At 70.4% G+C, this 17,235-nt stretch carries 19 protein-coding genes; 8 read left to right on the forward strand and 11 right to left on the reverse strand.

Going from position 1 to position 17,235, the window contains the following annotated elements:
* Positions 1-149: 149 nt before the first annotated feature.
* From ACIQWG_RS06600 to ACIQWG_RS06640, 9 genes are all read right to left on the reverse strand, one after another.
* On the reverse strand, positions 150-1,046 hold the full coding sequence (locus ACIQWG_RS06600) for a carbohydrate ABC transporter permease (RefSeq protein ID WP_404091157.1): 897 nt from the start codon (positions 1,044-1,046) through the stop codon (positions 150-152).
* Positions 1,043-1,978 carry a carbohydrate ABC transporter permease gene (locus tag ACIQWG_RS06605; RefSeq protein ID WP_404091159.1) on the reverse strand — a complete coding sequence of 312 codons (936 nt, stop codon included), beginning with the start codon at positions 1,976-1,978 and terminating at the stop codon, positions 1,043-1,045. The genes ACIQWG_RS06600 and ACIQWG_RS06605 overlap by 4 nt, the downstream gene beginning before the upstream one ends.
* Positions 1,979-2,063: 85 nt before the next feature.
* The gene (gene araD, locus ACIQWG_RS06610) at positions 2,064-3,794 is read right to left on the reverse strand and encodes an L-arabinonate dehydratase (RefSeq protein WP_404091162.1); all 1,731 of its coding nucleotides are present in this window, start codon (positions 3,792-3,794) and stop codon (positions 2,064-2,066) included.
* Positions 3,791-4,699, reverse strand: a complete 909-nt coding sequence (locus tag ACIQWG_RS06615) for a dihydrodipicolinate synthase family protein (protein ID WP_404091165.1) — start codon at positions 4,697-4,699, stop codon at positions 3,791-3,793. The genes araD and ACIQWG_RS06615 overlap by 4 nt, the downstream gene beginning before the upstream one ends.
* The gene (locus ACIQWG_RS06620) at positions 4,696-5,364 is read right to left on the reverse strand and encodes a GntR family transcriptional regulator (protein ID WP_404091168.1); all 669 of its coding nucleotides are present in this window, start codon (positions 5,362-5,364) and stop codon (positions 4,696-4,698) included. The genes ACIQWG_RS06615 and ACIQWG_RS06620 overlap by 4 nt, the downstream gene beginning before the upstream one ends.
* A gap of 221 nt (positions 5,365-5,585) precedes the next feature.
* Positions 5,586-5,840, reverse strand: coding sequence for a DUF6368 family protein (locus ACIQWG_RS06625; protein WP_404093464.1), 255 nt, complete (start codon positions 5,838-5,840; stop codon positions 5,586-5,588).
* Positions 5,815-6,408, reverse strand: coding sequence for a TIGR03086 family metal-binding protein (locus ACIQWG_RS06630; protein ID WP_404091171.1), 594 nt, complete (start codon positions 6,406-6,408; stop codon positions 5,815-5,817). Before ACIQWG_RS06630 ends, ACIQWG_RS06625 begins: the two co-directional genes overlap by 26 nt.
* Before the next feature lie 56 nt (positions 6,409-6,464).
* A complete protein-coding gene (locus tag ACIQWG_RS06635; protein ID WP_404091174.1) occupies positions 6,465-6,908 on the reverse strand; it encodes a DUF6010 family protein in 444 nt (147 codons plus the stop codon).
* A 117-nt stretch (positions 6,909-7,025) separates the two neighbouring features.
* Complete coding sequence (locus ACIQWG_RS06640) at positions 7,026-7,199, reverse strand: hypothetical protein (protein WP_404091177.1); 174 nt, start codon at positions 7,197-7,199, stop codon at positions 7,026-7,028.
* 124 nt (positions 7,200-7,323) lie between these two features.
* On the opposite strand from ACIQWG_RS06640, the gene ACIQWG_RS06645 reads away from it, so the two are divergent.
* On the forward strand, positions 7,324-8,565 hold the full coding sequence (locus ACIQWG_RS06645) for an MFS transporter (RefSeq protein ID WP_404091180.1): 1,242 nt from the start codon (positions 7,324-7,326) through the stop codon (positions 8,563-8,565).
* Here ACIQWG_RS06645 and ACIQWG_RS06650 read toward each other — a convergent pair.
* The gene (locus tag ACIQWG_RS06650; RefSeq protein ID WP_404091182.1) at positions 8,502-9,665 is read right to left on the reverse strand and encodes a hypothetical protein; all 1,164 of its coding nucleotides are present in this window, start codon (positions 9,663-9,665) and stop codon (positions 8,502-8,504) included. The two genes, ACIQWG_RS06645 and ACIQWG_RS06650, sit on opposite strands and share 64 nt — an antisense overlap.
* Positions 9,662-10,615 (reverse strand): 5-dehydro-4-deoxyglucarate dehydratase, encoded by a 954-nt coding sequence (locus tag ACIQWG_RS06655; protein WP_404091184.1) that lies wholly within the window; start codon positions 10,613-10,615, stop codon positions 9,662-9,664. The genes ACIQWG_RS06650 and ACIQWG_RS06655 overlap by 4 nt, the downstream gene beginning before the upstream one ends.
* Positions 10,616-10,798: 183 nt before the next feature.
* On the opposite strand from ACIQWG_RS06655, the gene ACIQWG_RS06660 reads away from it, so the two are divergent.
* The 7 genes from ACIQWG_RS06660 (at position 10,799) to ACIQWG_RS06690 (ending at position 17,181) form a co-directional block, all read left to right on the forward strand.
* Positions 10,799-11,608, forward strand: a complete 810-nt coding sequence (locus ACIQWG_RS06660; RefSeq protein WP_404091187.1) for an NAD-dependent epimerase/dehydratase family protein — start codon at positions 10,799-10,801, stop codon at positions 11,606-11,608.
* Between the two features lie 262 nt (positions 11,609-11,870).
* A complete protein-coding gene (locus ACIQWG_RS06665) occupies positions 11,871-12,641 on the forward strand; it encodes a DeoR/GlpR family DNA-binding transcription regulator (RefSeq protein WP_404091189.1) in 771 nt (256 codons plus the stop codon).
* Positions 12,642-12,768: 127 nt separating this feature from the next.
* Positions 12,769-14,139, forward strand: coding sequence for an ABC transporter substrate-binding protein (locus ACIQWG_RS06670; RefSeq protein WP_404091190.1), 1,371 nt, complete (start codon positions 12,769-12,771; stop codon positions 14,137-14,139).
* A complete protein-coding gene (locus tag ACIQWG_RS06675; RefSeq protein ID WP_404091193.1) occupies positions 14,136-15,074 on the forward strand; it encodes a carbohydrate ABC transporter permease in 939 nt (312 codons plus the stop codon). Before ACIQWG_RS06670 ends, ACIQWG_RS06675 begins: the two co-directional genes overlap by 4 nt.
* Positions 15,071-15,919 (forward strand): carbohydrate ABC transporter permease, encoded by an 849-nt coding sequence (locus ACIQWG_RS06680; protein WP_404091196.1) that lies wholly within the window; start codon positions 15,071-15,073, stop codon positions 15,917-15,919. The genes ACIQWG_RS06675 and ACIQWG_RS06680 overlap by 4 nt, the downstream gene beginning before the upstream one ends.
* Entirely contained in the window at positions 15,916-16,905 is a 990-nt protein-coding gene (locus tag ACIQWG_RS06685; protein ID WP_404091199.1) for a zinc-dependent alcohol dehydrogenase family protein, read from the forward strand. The genes ACIQWG_RS06680 and ACIQWG_RS06685 overlap by 4 nt, the downstream gene beginning before the upstream one ends.
* Positions 16,906-16,956: 51 nt before the next feature.
* Positions 16,957-17,181: a hypothetical protein gene (locus tag ACIQWG_RS06690; protein ID WP_404091202.1), complete on the forward strand. Its 225-nt coding sequence runs from the start codon at positions 16,957-16,959 to the stop codon at positions 17,179-17,181.
* Positions 17,182-17,235: the final 54 nt, after the last annotated feature.

Here is a 17,235-nt window from a genome sequence, read left to right on the forward strand (position 1 = left end):
GAACCTCCCTGCGCCCGCGCCACGGGCCACCGCACGGTCGGGGGCCCCGGCGCTGTCGATCTTTGGGTGCAGGTTAGGTGCCCGGCCGACGTCGGCCGTGAGGCCGCGCGGCGCCGGCACGGCCCCGAGCACGCTGGTCCGACGGAGCCTCATCCCTTCACCGCCCCCGCGCTGAATCCCGTGATCAGCCACTTCTGGATGAAGGCGAAGACGATCACCACGGGTACGGCCGCGATGATGCCGCCCGCGGCGAGCGCGCCGAGGTCGACGCTGTCCGCGCCCATCAGGGTGTTGAGGCCGACCGGGATGGTCTGCTTCTCCTGGTTGTTGAGGAACATCAGGGCGAACAGGAAGTGGTTCCAGGAGTGCACGAAGGCGAAGGAGCCGACGGCGATCAGACCGGGCCGCAGCAGCGGCAGGACGACGATCCGGAACGCCGTCATTCGGTTGCAGCCGTCGACCCAGGCCGCCTCCTCCAGCGAGTACGGCACGTTCTTGATGAAGTTGCTGATCAGAATCATCGACAGCGGCAACTGGAACACCGTCTCGGCGATGATGACGCTGCCCAGCGAGTTGATCATCCGGAGCTCGGCGAAGATCTCGAACAGCGGTACCAGCAGCAGCGCGCCCGGCACGAACTGGGAGCACAGCAGGGCGAGCATGAAGGCACGCTTGACCTTGAAGTCGAAGCGCGCGAGGGCGTAGCCGCCGGCCAGGGCGACGAGGGTGGTCATCAGCAGGGTGACGACGCCGACGAGGACACTGTTCTGGAAGTACGTACCGAAGCTGCGCTCCGTCCAGACCTTCTCGAAGTGGTCGAAGGTCATCGGCCAGGGCACGAGTGAGGTCGAGCCGGCCGGGCGCAGGGAGAACAGCAGGATCCAGTAGAACGGGATCAGGGTGAAGACCAGGTACACCGACAGCGGGAGGTAGATCTGCCAGCGGGGGACCTCGTCCCAGGCGTGGTGCCTCTTCGTCGGACGCGGCGGTTCGGGGTCGGCGCGCGGGGGCGCGGGCGCGGCCTCGGTGGCTTCCTTCACGCTCACTTGTCCTGGCCTCCGAACTTGCTGAGCCGCAGATAGACGATCGAGCAGAAGAGCAGGATCACGAACGCGACCGTGGTCAGGGCGGACGCGTAGCCGAAGTTGTGGGCGTCGACGCTGGTGTTGGCGATGTAGAGCGGGAGTGTCGTGGTCACTCCGGCCGGCCCGCCGCCCGTCAGGGTGTAGAGCAGGTCGACGTTGTTGAACTCCCACACCGCGCGCAGCAGCGTGGACAGGACGATCGCGTCCTTGAGATGGGGCAGCGTGATGTACCAGAACTGCTTGATCCGGCCGGCCCCGTCGACCTCGGCGGCCTCGTAGAGGTCCTTGGAGACGGATTGGAGGTCGGCGAGGATGAGGATCGCGAAGAACGGCACCCCGCGCCACAGGTCGGCGACGATCGCCGCCGGGAACACGGTGGAGGTGTCCGACAGCCAGCTGGTGCCGTACGAGCCGACACCGACGTCCGCGAGGTAACGGGTGATGCCGGTCTGGGAGTTGTACAGCAGCACCCAGATCGCCGAGGTGAGCACTCCGGAGACGGCCCAGGGCGAGAAGACGAGCGCCCGGCCCAGCGCCCGGCCCGCGAACGTCTGGTTGACGATCAGCGCGAGTGCGAGCCCGAACAGCAGCTGCAAGCCGACCTCGACGACCACCCACTTGGCGCTGAAGACCAGCGTGTCCCAGAACAGCGGGTCCTCGGTGAAGGCGTGCACGAAGTTGTCGAAGCCCGTGAAGCCGTTCCGCCAGGGCTTGGTGGGGTTGTACTCCTGAAGGCTGTAGTAGAAGACGCTGATGACCGGGTAGGCGATGAAGCCCAGCATGAGCAGGGCGGCCGGGGCGATCAGCAGATACGGCAGCCTGCGCGGGGTGGCGGAGGCACGGCGCCGCCGGGGTGGCGCGGGCGGTTTCGCCACGGCTGCGGCTTGGGCCATGACTGTTCTCCGTTCTCGGTGAAGCGCTTTCCGATCATTGTTCGGGATCTCGACCAAGAGAAACCGGGCTGCGGTCGAGGGTGGTTCAACCGGCGTACGGGTCGCGCACCTTGCCCGGCCGCGCGAGGAACTCGAAGTCGCAACCGGTGTCGGCCTGGGTGATCTGCTCGTTGTAGAGCGCGCCGTAGCCTCGCTCGTAACGGGCGGCCGGCGGCACCCATGCGGCCCGGCGGCGCTCCAACTCGTCGTCGTCCACGTCGAGTTGCAGTGTGCGTGCCGCGACGTCGAGGGTGATGGCGTCGCCGGTGCGGACCAGGGCGAGCGGCCCTCCGATGTACGACTCGGGCGCCACGTGCAGCACGCACGCGCCGTAGCTCGTGCCGCTCATCCGGGCGTCGGAGATCCGGACCATGTCCCGTACGCCCTGCTTCAGCAGGTGGTCGGGGATCGGCAGCATGCCGTACTCGGGCATGCCCGGACCGCCCTTGGGTCCGGCGTTGCGCAGCACCAGCACGCTGTCGGCGGTGATGTTCAGCGACGGGTCGTCGATGGTCCGCTGCATCGTCTTGTAGTCGTCGAAGACGACCGCGGGACCGGTGTGCTTGAGCAGGTGGCGTTCGGCGGCGATGTGCTTGATGACGGCGCCGTCCGGGCAGAGGTTGCCCCGCAGGACGGCGACCCCGCCCTCGCTCGCGACCGGGTTGTCGCGGGGCCGGATGACGTCGTCGTCGTGGACGGCGGCTCCCTCGATCCGCTCGCGCAGGGTGCCTGTCACGGTCGGCCGGTCGAGGTGCAACAGGTCGGTGATCCGCGAGAGGAAGGCGGGCAGACCGCCGGCGAAGTGGAAGTCCTCCATGAGGTACGTCCGCCCGCCGGGCCGTACGTTGGCCAGGACCGGCACCGAGCGCGCGATGCGGTCGAAGTCGTCCAGGGTGAGCGGGACTTGGCAGCGGCCCGCCATCGCGATCAGATGGATGACGGCGTTGGTGGAGCCGCCGAGTCCGAGCACCGTGGTGACGGCGTCCTCGAAGGCCGCGCGGGTGAGGATCGCGGACGGCTCGAGCCCGGTCCAGGCGAGCTCCACGGCGCGGCGCCCGGAGGCGGCGGCCATGCGCTCGTGCCCGGAGTCGACGGCCGGGATCGAGGAGGCGCCGGGCAAGGTCATGCCGAGGGCTTCGGCCGCCGCGGTCATCGTGGACGCGGTACCCATGGTCATGCAGTGACCGGGCGAACGTGCCAACCCGCCCTGGAGTTCGCGCAGTTCACAGTCGGTCAGGTTGCCCGCACGGTGCTCGTCCCAGTACTTCCACATGTCGGTGCCGGAGCCGAGCGTCTCCCCGCGCCAGTGCCCCGGCAGCATCGGCCCCGCGGGCACGAAGATCGACGGCACGTCCGCCGAGGACGCGCCCATGAGCAGCGCCGGAGTCGACTTGTCACAGCCTCCGAGCAGCACCGCCGCATCGATCGGATACGACCGCAGCAGCTCCTCCGTCTCCATCGCGAGGAGGTTCCGGTAGAGCATCGGGGTCGGCTTCTGGTAGGTCTCCGAGAGCGTGGCGACCGGGAATTCGAGCGGGAAGCCCCCCGCCTGCCACACCCCCCGCTTGACCGCCTCGGCCCGCTCACGCAGATGGACGTGACAGGGGTTGATGTCGGACCAGGTGTTCAGGACGGCGATCACCGGACGGCCCCGGTACTCCGCCGCCTCGTACCCCAGCTGACGCATCCGGGCGTTGTGCGACCAGGTGCGCAGCTGCCCCTCGGTGCCGTACCACTGGTGGCTTCTGAGCTCCTCCGGGCGCTTCCTGTCGGTCATATGGACCACCCGGCGGCGATGGCGGCGACCTCGGCACGCTTGTCCTCGGGCAGTTCCCTGCTCGGCGGGCGGACGTCGCGGCGGCACAGGCCGAGGGAGGCGAGGGCCTCCTTGACGACGGTGACGTTGTCGGCGGAGCCGCCCGCGGCGCGCAGTTCCTCGAAGCGGCGGATCTGCTCCCAGACCTTCATCGCGCCGGGGTAGTCACCGGATCGAAGCGCTTCAATCATGTTCATGGAGACGGCGGGGGCGACGTTCACCAGCCCGGAGGTGAAGCCGGTGGCTCCCGCGGAGAAGTACGACGGCGCGTACGGCTCGGCGAGCCCGGCGATCCACACGAAGCGCTCCAGGCCGGCGTCCCGGGCGAACGCGGCGAACCTGGCGGCGTCCGGGACGGCGTACTTCACGCCGATGACGTTCGGGCAGTGGTCGGCGAGTTCGGCGAGGCGCTCGCCGCCCAGCTGGGCGTTGCGGAGGTACGGCACGACGCCGAGGTCGGGCACGGCGGCGGCGATGGCGCGGTGGTAGTCGACCCAGCCGCGCTGCGAGACGTACGGGTGGACGGGCTGGTGGACCATCACCATCCCGGCGCCGAGGTCGCGGGCGTGGCGGGCGGAGGCCACGGCGGTGGGCACGTCGTGGCCGACGCCCACCAGGACGGCGGCACGGTCACCGGCCTCCTCGACGGTCAACTCCGTGACGAGACGGCGCTCTTCGGGGGTGAGGGCGTAGAACTCGCCGGTGTTACCGTTCGGGGTGAGGGTGATGACTCCCCCGTCGAGCAGGCGACGCAGCAGGGCCCGGTGGGCGTCCCGGTCGACGGTGCCGTCCTCGGCGAACGGGGTCACCGGGATCGCCACCACGTCGGCCAGGGCAGTCCGCTGGGGCTCGAACGTCGTTGTCATGCCGGACCGTCCTCTCCCTGGGCCTCGACTCCCGCATCCGGGAAGGCCCGTCGCACGAACGACGCGATGTGGGCGTGCAGGGCGCGCGCGGCGCCGTCGGCGTCCCCTTCGAGCGCCAGCCGCAGGATCTCCCGGTGCTCGCCGGCCTCCCGCTCCCAGGAGGGCGATGCGGCCCAGGCGACGGCGGAGACGAGGGCGGCCTGGTCCCGCACCTCGTCGAGCATCCGGCCGAGCAGCGGGTTGCCGCACGGCAGGTACAGGGCCCGGTGGAACTCCCGGTTGGCGAGCGACCGTTCGGCGGTGTCGCCGGCCGCGTCGGCGCGGGTCAGCGCGTCACGGGCGGCGTCGAGGGAGGCGCCGCGCCTGACGGCCCGCTTGAGCGCCTCGGGCTCCAGCAGCAGCCGTACGTCGTAGACCTCGCGCGCCATGTCCGCGTCCACCATGCGCACCGTGACGCCCTTGTACTGGTTCATCACGACGAGGCCGGTCCCGGCGAGCGTCTTGAGCGCCTCGCGCACCGGTGTCTTCGACACCCCGAACTGCGCGGCGAGGTCGGTCTCCACCAGGGCCTGCCCTGGCGTCAACTGCCCGGTGAGGATGCGGCGTTTGATCTCCTCCAGCACGAACTGCGTGCGGGACGGGATCGGCGTGGGCACAGAGGTCATGCGCGCCTCTCGGATCTTCGCGGGGCCCAGGGGAGGGATCTCGCGTATCGGATCTCACGTATCGCGTCTCATATATGACGTACGAGGTACGACGCGATGAAGGTAGGAGGGGGCGCATGATTCGTCAACGCTTCTGACAAAGGAAGTTGAGGACGCGGCAGGGAAGTTGAGGGCGCTGTGCACCTTCTCGGCCCAGGGCTGCGCAGGTCAGACGAGGTCTCCTACGGCAGACGGAACCGGGGATGCCGCAGCCAGGCCGCGAGGAACTCGGCGTCGCCGACGTGCCGCAGCCGGGTGGGCGAGCAGGTCGTCGAAATCGACCGGTGCGCAGAAGGTCTCCAGCCACGGCAGCACAGCGGACACGACCTCCCGCGTGCTCCGGCGCCCTCCGAACAGTGGTTGTTCAGGCCGTGGCGCTGTTCCGGTCCTTTCCGGTACTCGGTTTCCGCCCTACGAACCCCGCTTCCAGCCCGGATCCCGGCCGCTCAGCCCCACCGCCCGGTCCAGCAGGGGTGCCTCGTCCGGCACCGGGACGACCGGGCCGAAGATGCCGCCGCCGCGGTCCCCCTCGTCGGCGGCGGCACGCAGGAAGTCGTGGGACATCTGGAGGGCGGCCGGGTCCGGGGCGTACGGCTGTCCCGTGGCGACGGCCAGGTCCCAGGCGTGGATCACCAGCTCGTCCACGGCCACCGCGCCGGCGACGGCACCGGGCAGCTCGACGCCGCCCGCGCGGGTCATGCCGGTCCACGCGTCCGGGGCACGCCAGACCTCGGCCAGCTCGTCGAGCACCTTGGGCAGTTCCTCGCGCCAGCCGGGGTCGATGTCCGGCAGGGCGGATTCCGGGCTGGTGTCGGTCGTGGCGCCCAGGTCCTTGCGGCCGGCGTCACGGAAGGCGACGGTCAGGCCGAGCAGATGGCCCAACATGTTGCGTACCGCCATGTCGGGGCACGGCGTCGGATCCGAGAGCTGCTCGTCGCCGACGGCGGCGGCGAGACGGGCGACGACGCGGGTCTGCGGTCCGAGGTCGAGGATCATGTCGGTCATGGGCGGGCTCCTCACGGCTGTGTTCCTGAGAGGTGGACCGACGGCGGGCACGAAACTCATCGGCGCCGCGGGAGGGGATCCGGCGCCGGGGGCAGGGGCACCGTCCGGGCTCCCCGCGCCCACTCCACGAGCTCCTTCGGCGTCCTCCCGCCCGCGAAGCACCACAGCGCGATCACCGGGTCGCAGATCGCGCAGCCCAGGGAGGAGGTGTGGGCGAAGGGGATGATCGGGTTGCCCTTGACGTGGTGGACGACGTCCCATGCGGTGTGCAGCAGCCAGGCGACGCCGATGAAGGTCCATGACTCCAGGCCGCGATAGGCGACGTAGGTGGCCACGACCGTGAACGCGAACTCCCAGCCACTCAGGCCTCCCCCGCTGAGATAGGCGGCCCCGGCTCCACCGACCATGATCGCGTTGAAGCGGCGGCGGTGCGGTTCCCGGATGAGGGACATCAGGAGGGCGTAGAGAAGACCGACGCCGATGGGCGCGACGTACTGCATGGAAGTGCCTTTTCCCGCGGGTGACTTGGACGGCTCACCACGCTATGAGCGGGCTCTCCCGCACCCAAGTGGCTGAAGCGACAGGTACCGACGGGTTCTCGCCGACAGCCCAACGGCTCAGGGGACCAGTACGCCGACCAGCAGGGCGAAGGGCAGGAAGATCAACGGAATCGACATCAGCCAGCCCATGCGCCAGGACGTTCGCGTTCCTACGAGGACGCAGAACGGCCCCATGAGGAGCACGTAGAGGAAGAACACCGCCAGCATGATCCCGCCCGCACCCGAACCCACGGTTCACTCCCCCATCGTCCGTCCGCCGGTCATATTTGAACACGTTCAAATGGAGCTCGTCCAGTAGCGATTAGGGCACATGACCGATCCCCCCACCCCCGCCTTACCCCCACAGTGGCCAGGCATGACGACCACCCCCACCCCGCGTTCCCTCCCCCGCGTCCTGCGCGATCGCAATGCCGGCCTCTGTCTCGCCGGTGTCGTGGTCTCCGGCTTCGGTACCTCCGCGCTGTGGCTGGTGGCCGGGGTCTGGGTCAAGGACCTCACCGGGTCCGACGGACTGGCCGCGCTGTGCATGCTCGCCCTGTGGGCGCCCACCCTGGCCGGCCCGCTGCTCGGTGCGCTCGCCGACCGTGTCCGGCGCAAGCCGCTGCTGATCGGCACGAATCTGCTGCTGGCGGCGCTGCTGCCGGTGCTGTTCCTGGTCGACTCGGCGGAACGGGTGTGGCTCGTGTTCGTCGTGCTGTTCGGGTACGGCGTCGCGGGCGTCGTGCACGACGCCGCCGAGTCCGCCCTGGTCGCCGCCGCCGTACCCGGCCCTCTCCTCGGCGACTTCAACGGGCTGCGCATGACCGCCACCGAGGGCATGAAGCTCCTCGCCCCGCTGGCCGGGGCCGCCGTCTACGCGGCGTACGGCGGTGCGGACGTCGCCCTGCTCGACGCCGTCACGTTCGTGCTCGCGACCGGCCTGTACGCCTGTCTGCGGGTACGGGAGAGCGGGCCCGAGCGCCCGGCCGGCGGATGGCGGGCACAGACCGCCGAGGGCGTCCGGCACCTGTGGGCCCACCCGACGTTGCGCCCGCTCGTCCTGGCCGGCGGCACCACCATGCTGTTCGCCGGTCTCAGCGGGGCGATGCTCTACGCCGTGATCGACGGCCTCGGCCATGCCCCGGCGTATGCCGGTGTGCTGTACGCCGTCCAGGGCGCCGGTTCGGTGGCGATCGGGCTGCTCTCGGGGCCGGCGCTGCGCCGTCTCGGCGAGCGCCGGTTCGCCGGGTACGGCATCGCCCTGACCGCCGTCGCCGCGGGACTGCGGGCCGTCCCGTCCGACGCGGCGGCCCTGGTGTGCAGCGCGGCCATCGGCGCGGGGCTGCCCTGCGTTCTGATCGCCGCGTTCACGGCCGTGCAGCGCGAGACACCGGACGCACTGCTCGGCCGTACGGCGGCCACGGCCAACACGCTCGTCTTCACACCGAACGTCATCGGGCTGGCGGGGGGCGCGGTCCTGGTGGAACTGTGCGACGTACGGCTGCTGTTGGCCGTACTGGGCCCGGCGTGGCTGCTGACCGCCGTACCGCTGCTTCAGAGCGCGGCGAGCCCCTCCCGTACCGCGGCCAGGTCCCCGTCCGACGCCAATCCCGCGTGATAGAGCCGGATCTCCGTGGCCCCCGCCTCACGCGCGCGTGCCGCGTCCGCGGCCAGCGTGCCGGGGCTGCCGCCCATCCCGGCGACCACACCGAGGTTGGCGGCGACGACCGCGCCGTCGCGGCCTTGCGCGGCGAAGGGGGCGAGCGGACCGGGTCCGCCCGCGCAGGGCACGACCACGCCGTCCGCCACGGAGAGGATGTGCTCGGGGTCGACGCCGGCGTTGGCGCCGACGTGGTACGTCACGGGGTCGGCGTGCAGCAGGACCTGGAAGCCGTCCGGGGCGGCGGCGCGGACCGCGCGGACCGCCGCCTCCTGGAGGGTGCGGGCGACTCCGTCCCGCCACGCGCGCGTGGCCGCCGCCGTGTCCGGACCGAGCAGCTTCTCGACGCCGGCCCACCCCCCGTCGTCCCGCGTCCCCTGCCACAGCGGCTCCAGGGCGGCGCGTACGGCGGTCGCCAGCTCGTCGGCGTCCAGGCCCTGACCGCCGTAGCCCTCCTCGCAGGTGGGGCAGAAGCAGAGCGCCATCAGGTACGACCCGGCGTCCCCCAGCGGGACTCCGGCCGTCTTGTCGTGCGCGTGCAGGTGCTGGAGGCCGTACCAGCCGAGGGACTCCAGTTCGGTGCCGTGGGCGCCGGGGCGTACGGCGGCCTCGGCGGCGAGGTCGACGAGGTACGCGCGCGTGGCGGGCTGGGCGATGCACGGGGCCCAGGGGTAGCGGTCGCCGTAGGCGTTGACGACGGAGGTCGCCGGATGTTCGGCGCCCAGGCGGGAGTTGTGCGCGAGGACCACCCAGGTGTGCACCTCCAGGCCCGCGTGCGCCAGCGCTTCGGCCGCCTCCCCGAAGGCGTCGCCGGGCGCCCAGTCGCCCGCGGGGTACGGGCGCAGCTCCCGGCCCTTCCAGCGGTCGTCCGTCGGGTAGAGCACGGCGGCGTGCTCGGCGGTGACGATGCGGTGGCGCGGGTGGCGGGGGGTGAGGGCGCGGGTGGAGTGGTAGGCGGCGGCGAGCGTCACCTGGGGAACGCCGAGGTCGGCGATCCTGCCGGGCGCCTCGGGGTCTTCGTTGACGTCCCAGGGGTAGACGAATGTCGACGCCTTCACTTGTCGTCCTCCGGCTTCTTCTCCAGCAGCGCGTGGCCGCGCTCGATCACCTGGGCGAGCTGCTTGACATGGTCCTCGCTCGGCTCGTGCAGCGGCGGCCGCACCGCACCGACGTCCAGGCCGCGCAGCCGTACACCGGCCTTGACGAGGGCCACGGCGTAACCGCGGCCCTGGGCGCGCAGTTCGACGAACGGGCGGTAGAAGCCGTCCAGGAGGCGGGTGGCCGTCGGCTCGTCGCCGGTCTCCAGCGCCTCGTAGAAGGCGAGGGCGATCTCCGGGGCGAAGCAGAACACGGCGGAGGAGTAGAGGGTGACGCCCAGGGCCCGGTAGGCCGGCTGGGTCTGTTCGGCGGTGGGCAGGCCGTTGAAGTAGAGGAAGTCGCCGGGCGCCTCGGTGCGCACGGCGCTGACGATCCGCTGCATGAGGTCCAGGTCGCCGAGGCCGTCCTTGAGGCCGATCACGCCGTCCGTGCGGGCCAGTTCGACGACGGCGTCCGGGGTGAACACGGCGTTGTCGCGCTGGTAGACGATGACAGGCAGCGCGGTCGCCGCCGCGATCTCCTTGTAGTGCCGCAACAGCCCCTCCTGCCCGGCGACCACGAGGTACGGCGGCATGGCGAGCAGCCCGTCCGCGCCCGCCGCCTCGGCGAGCCCGGCGAAGCGCACGGCGAGGGCGGTGCCGTACCCGGCGCCCGCGACGACCGGCACGCGTCCGTCCGCCGCCTCGACGGCCGCCCGTACGCACGCCTCGTACTCCTCGGGCGTGAGCGCGTGGAACTCGCCGGTGCCGCAGCACGCGAACACCGCGGCGGCGCCGGCCTCGACTCCTCGGCGCACATGGGTGCGGTAGGTGTCCAGGTCGACCGAGCCGTCGGGGCCGTAGGCGGTGACGGGGAAGAACAGCGGCCCGCCGGGGACGCTCAGGCGTGCGGCGAGAGGGGCTGACGTCACGGGCTCTCCCTAGGACGAGGACGACTGCGAGGTGCATGCGGGGCATGCGGCATTCTGATCAAAGTTTACGTTTATGAACGCGTGGCGCACCACCCTTGACGTGAAAGGTCGTTGATCCTTAGCTTGTCCACGAATGTGAATCCCGTGTATGAATACGGCTCTGGAACCCAAGGAGTACCGAGGATGCCAGCCCCCCGCACCGTTCTGCTCACCGGCGCCGCCGGCGGCCTCGGCACCCTGATGCGGGACCTGCTCCCGGCCTACGGCTACGCCCTGCGGCTGCTCGATCTGCGCCCGGTCGAGGGCGAGCCGGACGCGATCGTCGCCGACCTCGCCGACCGGGCGGCGCTGCGCGAGGCGGTACGGGGCGTCGACGCGATCATCCATCTGGCCGGCATCTCTCTGGAAGCGCCGTTCGAGAAGATCCTCAAGGCGAACATCGAGGGCACGTACAACCTCTATGAGGCCGCCCGCGAGGAGGGCGTCGCGCGGATCGTCTTCGCCTCGTCCAACCACGCGGTCGGCTTCACACCCCGCCCCCAGGGGGACGACCCCCTCATCCCCATCGACACCCCGCGCCGCCCGGACACCTTCTACGGCCTGTCCAAGTCCTTCGGCGAGGACCTCGCGCAGTTCTACTGGGACAAGCACGGCCTGGAGACCGTGTCCGTGCGCATCGGCTCCTGCTTCCCCGAGCCGACCAGCGTCCGCATGCTCTCGGTGTGGATGAGCCCCGCCGACGGCGCCCGTCTCTTCCACGCGGCCCTGACCGCCGAGAACGTCGGACACACCGTCGTGCACGGCTCCTCCGCGAACACCCGCCTGTGGTGGGACCTCACCTCCGCCCGTGCCCTCGGCTACGAGCCGCAGGACGACTCCGAACCGTACGCCGACAAGCTCGTCGCCGAACAGGGCGAGCTCGACCCGCGGAACATCGCGCACGCCTACCTGGGCGGCCACTTCGTCAGCGACCCGCCGATCTGGCCGTACTGACCGAAACAAGTCGGCGTGAAAGAGCGGGCGGGCACCGAACGGGCCCGCCCGCCCGCGCATTCGGGCGCCGCGCGCGCCCGATCTCACCCGCCCCGTCGCAACCGCGCAGGTCCGAGACGGGCACCGCACACGGTGAACGGGCACACACGGGCAGCATCGGGCACGCAACAGAGCTGGTCAGCGTCGGACCCCCGCTGTAGAACTTCCCCCATGGGCCGCACCGGGCCCGAACGGGCAGCCAAGCGGAGGGCAGGCGTCGGCCATGAGCACGAAGACGGCGGAAGAACGCCAGCGCGAGATCGTGCTGACCGCACGGCGTGACGGCTCGGTCGACGTCACGGAGCTCGCCACCTCGCTGGGCGTGGCCAAGGAGACCGTACGACGGGATCTGCGTGTCCTGGAGGACCACGGCCTGCTCCGCCGCACCCATGGCGGCGCCTACCCGGTGGAGAGCGCCGGCTTCGAGACGACCCTCGCCTTCCGCGCCACCAGCCATGTCCCCGAGAAGCGCCGGATCGCGTCCGCCGCGGCCGAGCTGCTCGGGGACGCCGAGACGGTCTTCGTCGACGAGGGCTTCACCCCCCAGCTCATCGCCGAGGCCCTGCCCACCGACCGGCCGCTGACCGTGGTCACCGCGTCCCTCCCGGTCGCGGGGGCGCTCGCCGAGACGGAGCACATCTCGGTGCTGCTGCTCGGCGGCCGGGTGCGGTCCGGCACCCTCGCCACCGTCGACCACTGGACCACGAAGATGCTGGCCGGATTCGTCATCGACCTGGCGTTCATCGGCGCCAACGGCATCTCCCGCGAACACGGCCTGACCACCCCCGACCCGGCCGTCAGCGAGGTCAAGGCACAGGCCATCAGGGCCGCGCGGCGCACGGTGTTCGCGGGAGTGCACACCAAGTTCGGCGCGGTCAGCTTCTGCCGGTTCGCCGACATCGGCGCACTGGAGACGATCGTGACGAGCACCCTGCTGCCGGCCGCCGAGGCGCACCGGTACTCGCTGTTGGGACCACAGGTCATCCGCGTCTGACAACCGAACCCCCTCCCCTCGGGGCACGCACGCACCAGCCGCCGCATGCCCCTTATGCCCTCTACGTCTCATCCCTCCATGCCTCACCCCTCTACCTCTCATCTCCCCATACGTCCAGGAGCGATCCATGCGAACCCAGAGCCGACGACGGCCACCGCGAGCCACGCTCGCCATGGCCGCCGCAGGGACGCTGCTCGCCCCGCTGCTCTCCGGCTGCTGGGTCGGCGCCGGCGGGGCGGGGTCGGGCGGCAACTCGATCAACGTCCTCATGGTCAACAACCCCCAGATGACCGAGCTCCAGAAGCTCGCCCCCCGCTTCACCGAAGAGACCGGCATCAAGGTCAACTTCACCGTCCTGCCCGAGAACGACGTCCGCGACAAGATCAGCCAGGACTTCGCCAACCAGGCCGGCCAGTACGACGTCGCCACCCTCTCCAACTACGAGATACCGATCTACGCCCGCAACGGCTGGCTCCAGGAGATGAACTCCTACGTCGCCAAGGACCCGGCGTACGACGAGCAGGACGTCCTCAAGCCGATGCGTCAGTCCCTGACCGGCGACGACGGCAAGCTCTACGGCCAGCCCTTCTACGGCGAGTCGTCCTTCCTCATGTACCGCAAGGACGTGTTCGACAAGGAGGGCCTCAAGATGCCCGCGCACCCCACCTGGCAGCAGGTGGCGGACCTGGCGGCGAAGGCGGACGGCGCCGAGCCCGGCATGAAGGGCATCTGTCTGCGCGGCCTGCCCGGCTGGGGCGAGGTGATGGCACCGCTCACCACCGTCGTGAACACCTTCGGCGGCACCTGGTTCGACAAGGACTGGAAGGCGCGTCTGGACTCCCCCGAGTGGGAGAAGGCGACGAAGTTCTATGTCGACCTGGTGCGCGAGCACGGTGAGTCGGGCGCCGCCCAGTCCGGCTTCGCCGAGTGCCTGAACAACATGACCCAGGGCAAGGTCGCCATGTGGTACGACGCCACCTCCGCGGCCGGTTCCCTGGAGGCGGCGAACAGCCCGGTCAAGGGCAAGGTCGGCTACGCCCCCGCACCCGTCGAGAAGACGGAGTCCGCGGGCTGGCTCTACACCTGGGCCTGGGGCATCCAGCAGGCGTCCCGCAACCCGGACAAGGCCTGGAAGTTCGTGTCCTGGGCCTCCGGCAAGCAGTACGAGCAGCTGGTCGGCGACGAGATCGGCTGGTCCAACGTGCCGGCCGGCAAACGCGCCTCCACCTACGCCAACCCGGCGTACCGCCAAGAGGCGGCGGCCTTCCAGGAGATGACGAAGGAGGCCATCGAGGGCGCCCGCCCGAACGACCCGGGTGTACAGCCACGTCCCGCGCCCGGCATCCAGTTCGTCGGCATCCCCGAGTTCACCGACCTCGGCACCAAGGTCTCCCAGGAGATCAGCGCGGCCATCGCCGGACGCCAGTCCGTCGACTCGGCCCTGAAGAAGTCCCAGCAGCTCGCCGAGAAGATCTCCGAGGAGTACGAGGGGCGATGACAGCGACCACCACGGCCCCCGTGGCCACGACTCCCGTGCACACGACGCGCCAACCCTCCGCCCGGCTGCGCGCCTGGGCGACCCGGGCTCCCCTGCTGCCCGCCCTGATCTTCATGATCGTGGTGACCCAGCTGCCGTTCGTGGCGACGCTGGTGATCTCGTTCTTCGACTGGAACTCCCTCTATCCGGACGCCCGCCAGTTCGCCGGCATCGACAACTACCGGGAAGTCCTCACCGACGCGGATCTGCGCCAGTCGGTGTGGACGACGGTGCTGCTCACGGTCGCGGTGGTGCTGGCGAGCCTGGTCCTGGGGCTGATCCTGGCCCTGTTGCTGGACCGGCGGTTCAAGGGCCGGGGAGTGGTCCGCACCCTGCTGATCGCCCCGTTCCTCGTGGTCCCCGTGGCTGCGGCACTGCTCTGGAAACATGTGCTCTACAACCCTGAATACGGCCTGTTCAATGGGTTGTTGCACTATGTGGGCGGCCCACAGCCCGACTGGATCTCCAACACACCGCTGCTGGCGGTGGAGGCCTCACTCGTGTGGCAGTGGACGCCGTTCATGATGCTGATCCTGCTGGCCGGCCTCCAGAGCCGCGACCACGAGCAGATCGAGGCGGCCCGGGTCGACGGCGCGAGCGACTGGCAGATCTTCCGCCACCTGACCCTCCCGCACCTGCGCCGCTACCTCGAACTCGGCGCGCTGCTGGGCTCGATCTACATCGTCCAGAACTTCGACGCGGTCTTCACGATCACGTCCGGGGGCCTCGGCACCGCCAACCTCCCCTACACCGTCTACCAGAGCTTCTACCAGGCCCATGAGAACGGCCTCGCCTCGGCCGCGGGCGTCCTGGTGGTCATCGGCTCGATCATCATCGCGACCTTCGCGCTGCGCGTGGTGTCGTCCCTGTTCCGCGAGGAGGTGTCGCGCGCATGAGTGCCGTGGCCGTACGACTTCGCAGCCGCCGCAAGGGAGCGGGCCTCGGCCTGGTGGCCTGGCTGCTCGGGATCGCGTTCTTCCTGCCGATCGCGTGGATGGCCCTGACATCCCTGCACAGCGAGGCGGACGCGGCGACCAACCCGCCGTCCTTCGCCGCGTCGCTGACGCTGGACGGCTACCGCGAGTTCTTCGGGGCGGGCGGTGGCGCGAGCCCCTGGCCCGCGCTGATCAACTCCACCGTGGCGTCGGTCGCTTCGACGCTGTTCGTCCTGGTCCTCGCCCTGCCGGCGGCGTACGCGCTGTCGATCCGTCCGGTGAAGAAGTGGACGGACGTCCTGTTCTTCTTCCTGTCGACCAAGATGCTGCCGGCCGTGGCGGGCCTGTTGCCGCTGTACCTGTTCGCGAAGAACACGGACATGCTCGACAACATATGGCTGCTGGTCATCCTCTACACCTCCATGAATCTGCCGATCGCGGTGTGGATGATGCAGTCCTTCCTGGCCGAGATCCCGGTCGCGGTGATCGAGGCGGCGCGGGTGGACGGCGCGAGGCTTCCGACGATCCTCACGCGCATCGTGGCCCCCATCTCGCTGCCGGGCATCGCCGCGACAGCCCTGATCTGCTTCATCTTCAGCTGGAACGAGCTGCTGTTCGCCCGGGTGCTGACCGGCGTGGTCGCGGAGACCGCCCCCGTCTTCCTGACCGGCTTCATCACCAGCCAGGGCCTGTTCCTGGCCAAGGTGTGTGCCGCGTCGCTCGTCATCTCCCTGCCGGTGCTCGCCGCGGGGTTCGCCGCCCAGGACAAGCTGGTCCAGGGCCTGTCGTTGGGAGCCGTGAAATGAAGGCCGCCGTCATCGAGTCCGTGGGCAAGGCCGTCGTCGCCGAGGTCCCCGACCCGACGCCGGGACCGCGCGAGGTCGTGGTCGAGGTCGCCGCCTGCGGCCTGTGCGGAACCGATCTGCACATCCTCCAGGGCGAGTTCGCGCCGAAGCTGCCGATCGTGCCCGGGCACGAGTTCGCCGGTTCGGTGGTCGGGGTCGGCACCCAGGTCACGGAGGTGTCGGTGGGCGACCGGGTCGCGGTGGACCCGTCCCTGTACTGCTACGAGTGCCGTTACTGCCGTACCGGCCACAACAACCTCTGCGAACGCTGGGCGGCGATCGGTGTGACGACGGCCGGCGGCGCGGCGCAGTACGCGGTGGCCCCGGTGGCGAACTGCGTGAAGCTGCCCGAGCACGTCCGCACGCAGGACGCCGCGCTGGTGGAGCCGCTGTCCTGCGCGGTGCGCGGCTACGACGTCCTTCAGTCCCGTCTCGGCGCACATGTGCTGATCTACGGCTCCGGCACGATGGGCCTGATGATGCTGGAACTGGCGAAACGGACCGGCGCGGCGAGCGTCGATATCGTGGACGTCAACCCGCAGCGCCTGGAGACGGCCCGCCGCCTCGGCGTCTCGGCGTCGGCGGCGAACCCGGACGAGCTGGACCGGCCGCAGGGGTGGGACCTCGTCGTCGACGCCACGGGCAACGCGGCGGCGATCCAGGACGGCCTGGACCGGGTGGCGAAGGCGGGCACGTTCTTGCAGTTCGGGGTGGCGGACTACGCGACGCGGGTGACGATCGACCCGTACCGCATCTACAACCAGGAGATCACCATCACGGGTTCGATGGCCGTCCTGCACAGCTTCGAGCGCGCGGCGGAGCTGTTCGCGAACGGTGTCCTCGACCCGGAGATCTTCATCAGCGACCGGATCCCGCTGGAGCGGTACCCGCAGGCGCTGGAGCAGTTCGCGTCGGGGGTGGGCCGCAAGATCGTGGTGGTGCCGTAGCCGCGGAAAAATCCGTTGGGGGCGCGGGCCCCGCGCCCGTACGATCCGGGCATGCCGCGCCCCCAGGGATTCCGCTACGAGGAACACGCCGACGACACCGTGCGGATCACGCACCACGGCCGCCCCGCCACCACGCTCCACGCGCCCCGCTCCGGCCAGTTCCTCGCCGAGGTCGAGGCGTCCTCCGACCCTCAGCTCGTCATGGCCCGCTGGACCGGGAACTACAAGCGGGGCAACGAGCGCACGGCCCGTAACCACCCGCGAAACCGCCGCTGAGCCGAACGGCCCCGGGTAAGGGAACGGTAAAGCGACCCCGCTCGTTCACGGGGC

Source organism: Streptomyces sp. NPDC098781, from assembly GCF_044759995.1.
Taxonomy (GTDB): Bacteria; Actinomycetota; Actinomycetes; order Streptomycetales; family Streptomycetaceae; genus Streptomyces.

Coding starts and splice junctions, on each gene's coding strand:
- ACIQWG_RS06605 (WP_404091159.1), bottom strand. CDS start 1,978: ATGGCCCAAGCCGCAGCCGTGGCGAAACCGCCCGCGCCACCCCGGCGG.
- araD (WP_404091162.1), bottom strand. CDS start 3,794: ATGACCGACAGGAAGCGCCCGGAGGAGCTCAGAAGCCACCAGTGGTAC.
- ACIQWG_RS06615 (WP_404091165.1), bottom strand. CDS start 4,699: ATGACAACGACGTTCGAGCCCCAGCGGACTGCCCTGGCCGACGTGGTG.
- ACIQWG_RS06620 (WP_404091168.1), bottom strand. CDS start 5,364: ATGACCTCTGTGCCCACGCCGATCCCGTCCCGCACGCAGTTCGTGCTG.
- ACIQWG_RS06630 (WP_404091171.1), bottom strand. CDS start 6,408: ATGACCGACATGATCCTCGACCTCGGACCGCAGACCCGCGTCGTCGCC.
- ACIQWG_RS06635 (WP_404091174.1), bottom strand. CDS start 6,908: ATGCAGTACGTCGCGCCCATCGGCGTCGGTCTTCTCTACGCCCTCCTG.
- ACIQWG_RS06645 (WP_404091180.1), top strand. CDS start 7,324: ATGACGACCACCCCCACCCCGCGTTCCCTCCCCCGCGTCCTGCGCGAT.
- ACIQWG_RS06660 (WP_404091187.1), top strand. CDS start 10,799: ATGCCAGCCCCCCGCACCGTTCTGCTCACCGGCGCCGCCGGCGGCCTC.
- ACIQWG_RS06665 (WP_404091189.1), top strand. CDS start 11,871: ATGAGCACGAAGACGGCGGAAGAACGCCAGCGCGAGATCGTGCTGACC.
- ACIQWG_RS06670 (WP_404091190.1), top strand. CDS start 12,769: ATGCGAACCCAGAGCCGACGACGGCCACCGCGAGCCACGCTCGCCATG.
- ACIQWG_RS06675 (WP_404091193.1), top strand. CDS start 14,136: ATGACAGCGACCACCACGGCCCCCGTGGCCACGACTCCCGTGCACACG.
- ACIQWG_RS06680 (WP_404091196.1), top strand. CDS start 15,071: ATGAGTGCCGTGGCCGTACGACTTCGCAGCCGCCGCAAGGGAGCGGGC.
- ACIQWG_RS06685 (WP_404091199.1), top strand. CDS start 15,916: ATGAAGGCCGCCGTCATCGAGTCCGTGGGCAAGGCCGTCGTCGCCGAG.
- ACIQWG_RS06690 (WP_404091202.1), top strand. CDS start 16,957: ATGCCGCGCCCCCAGGGATTCCGCTACGAGGAACACGCCGACGACACC.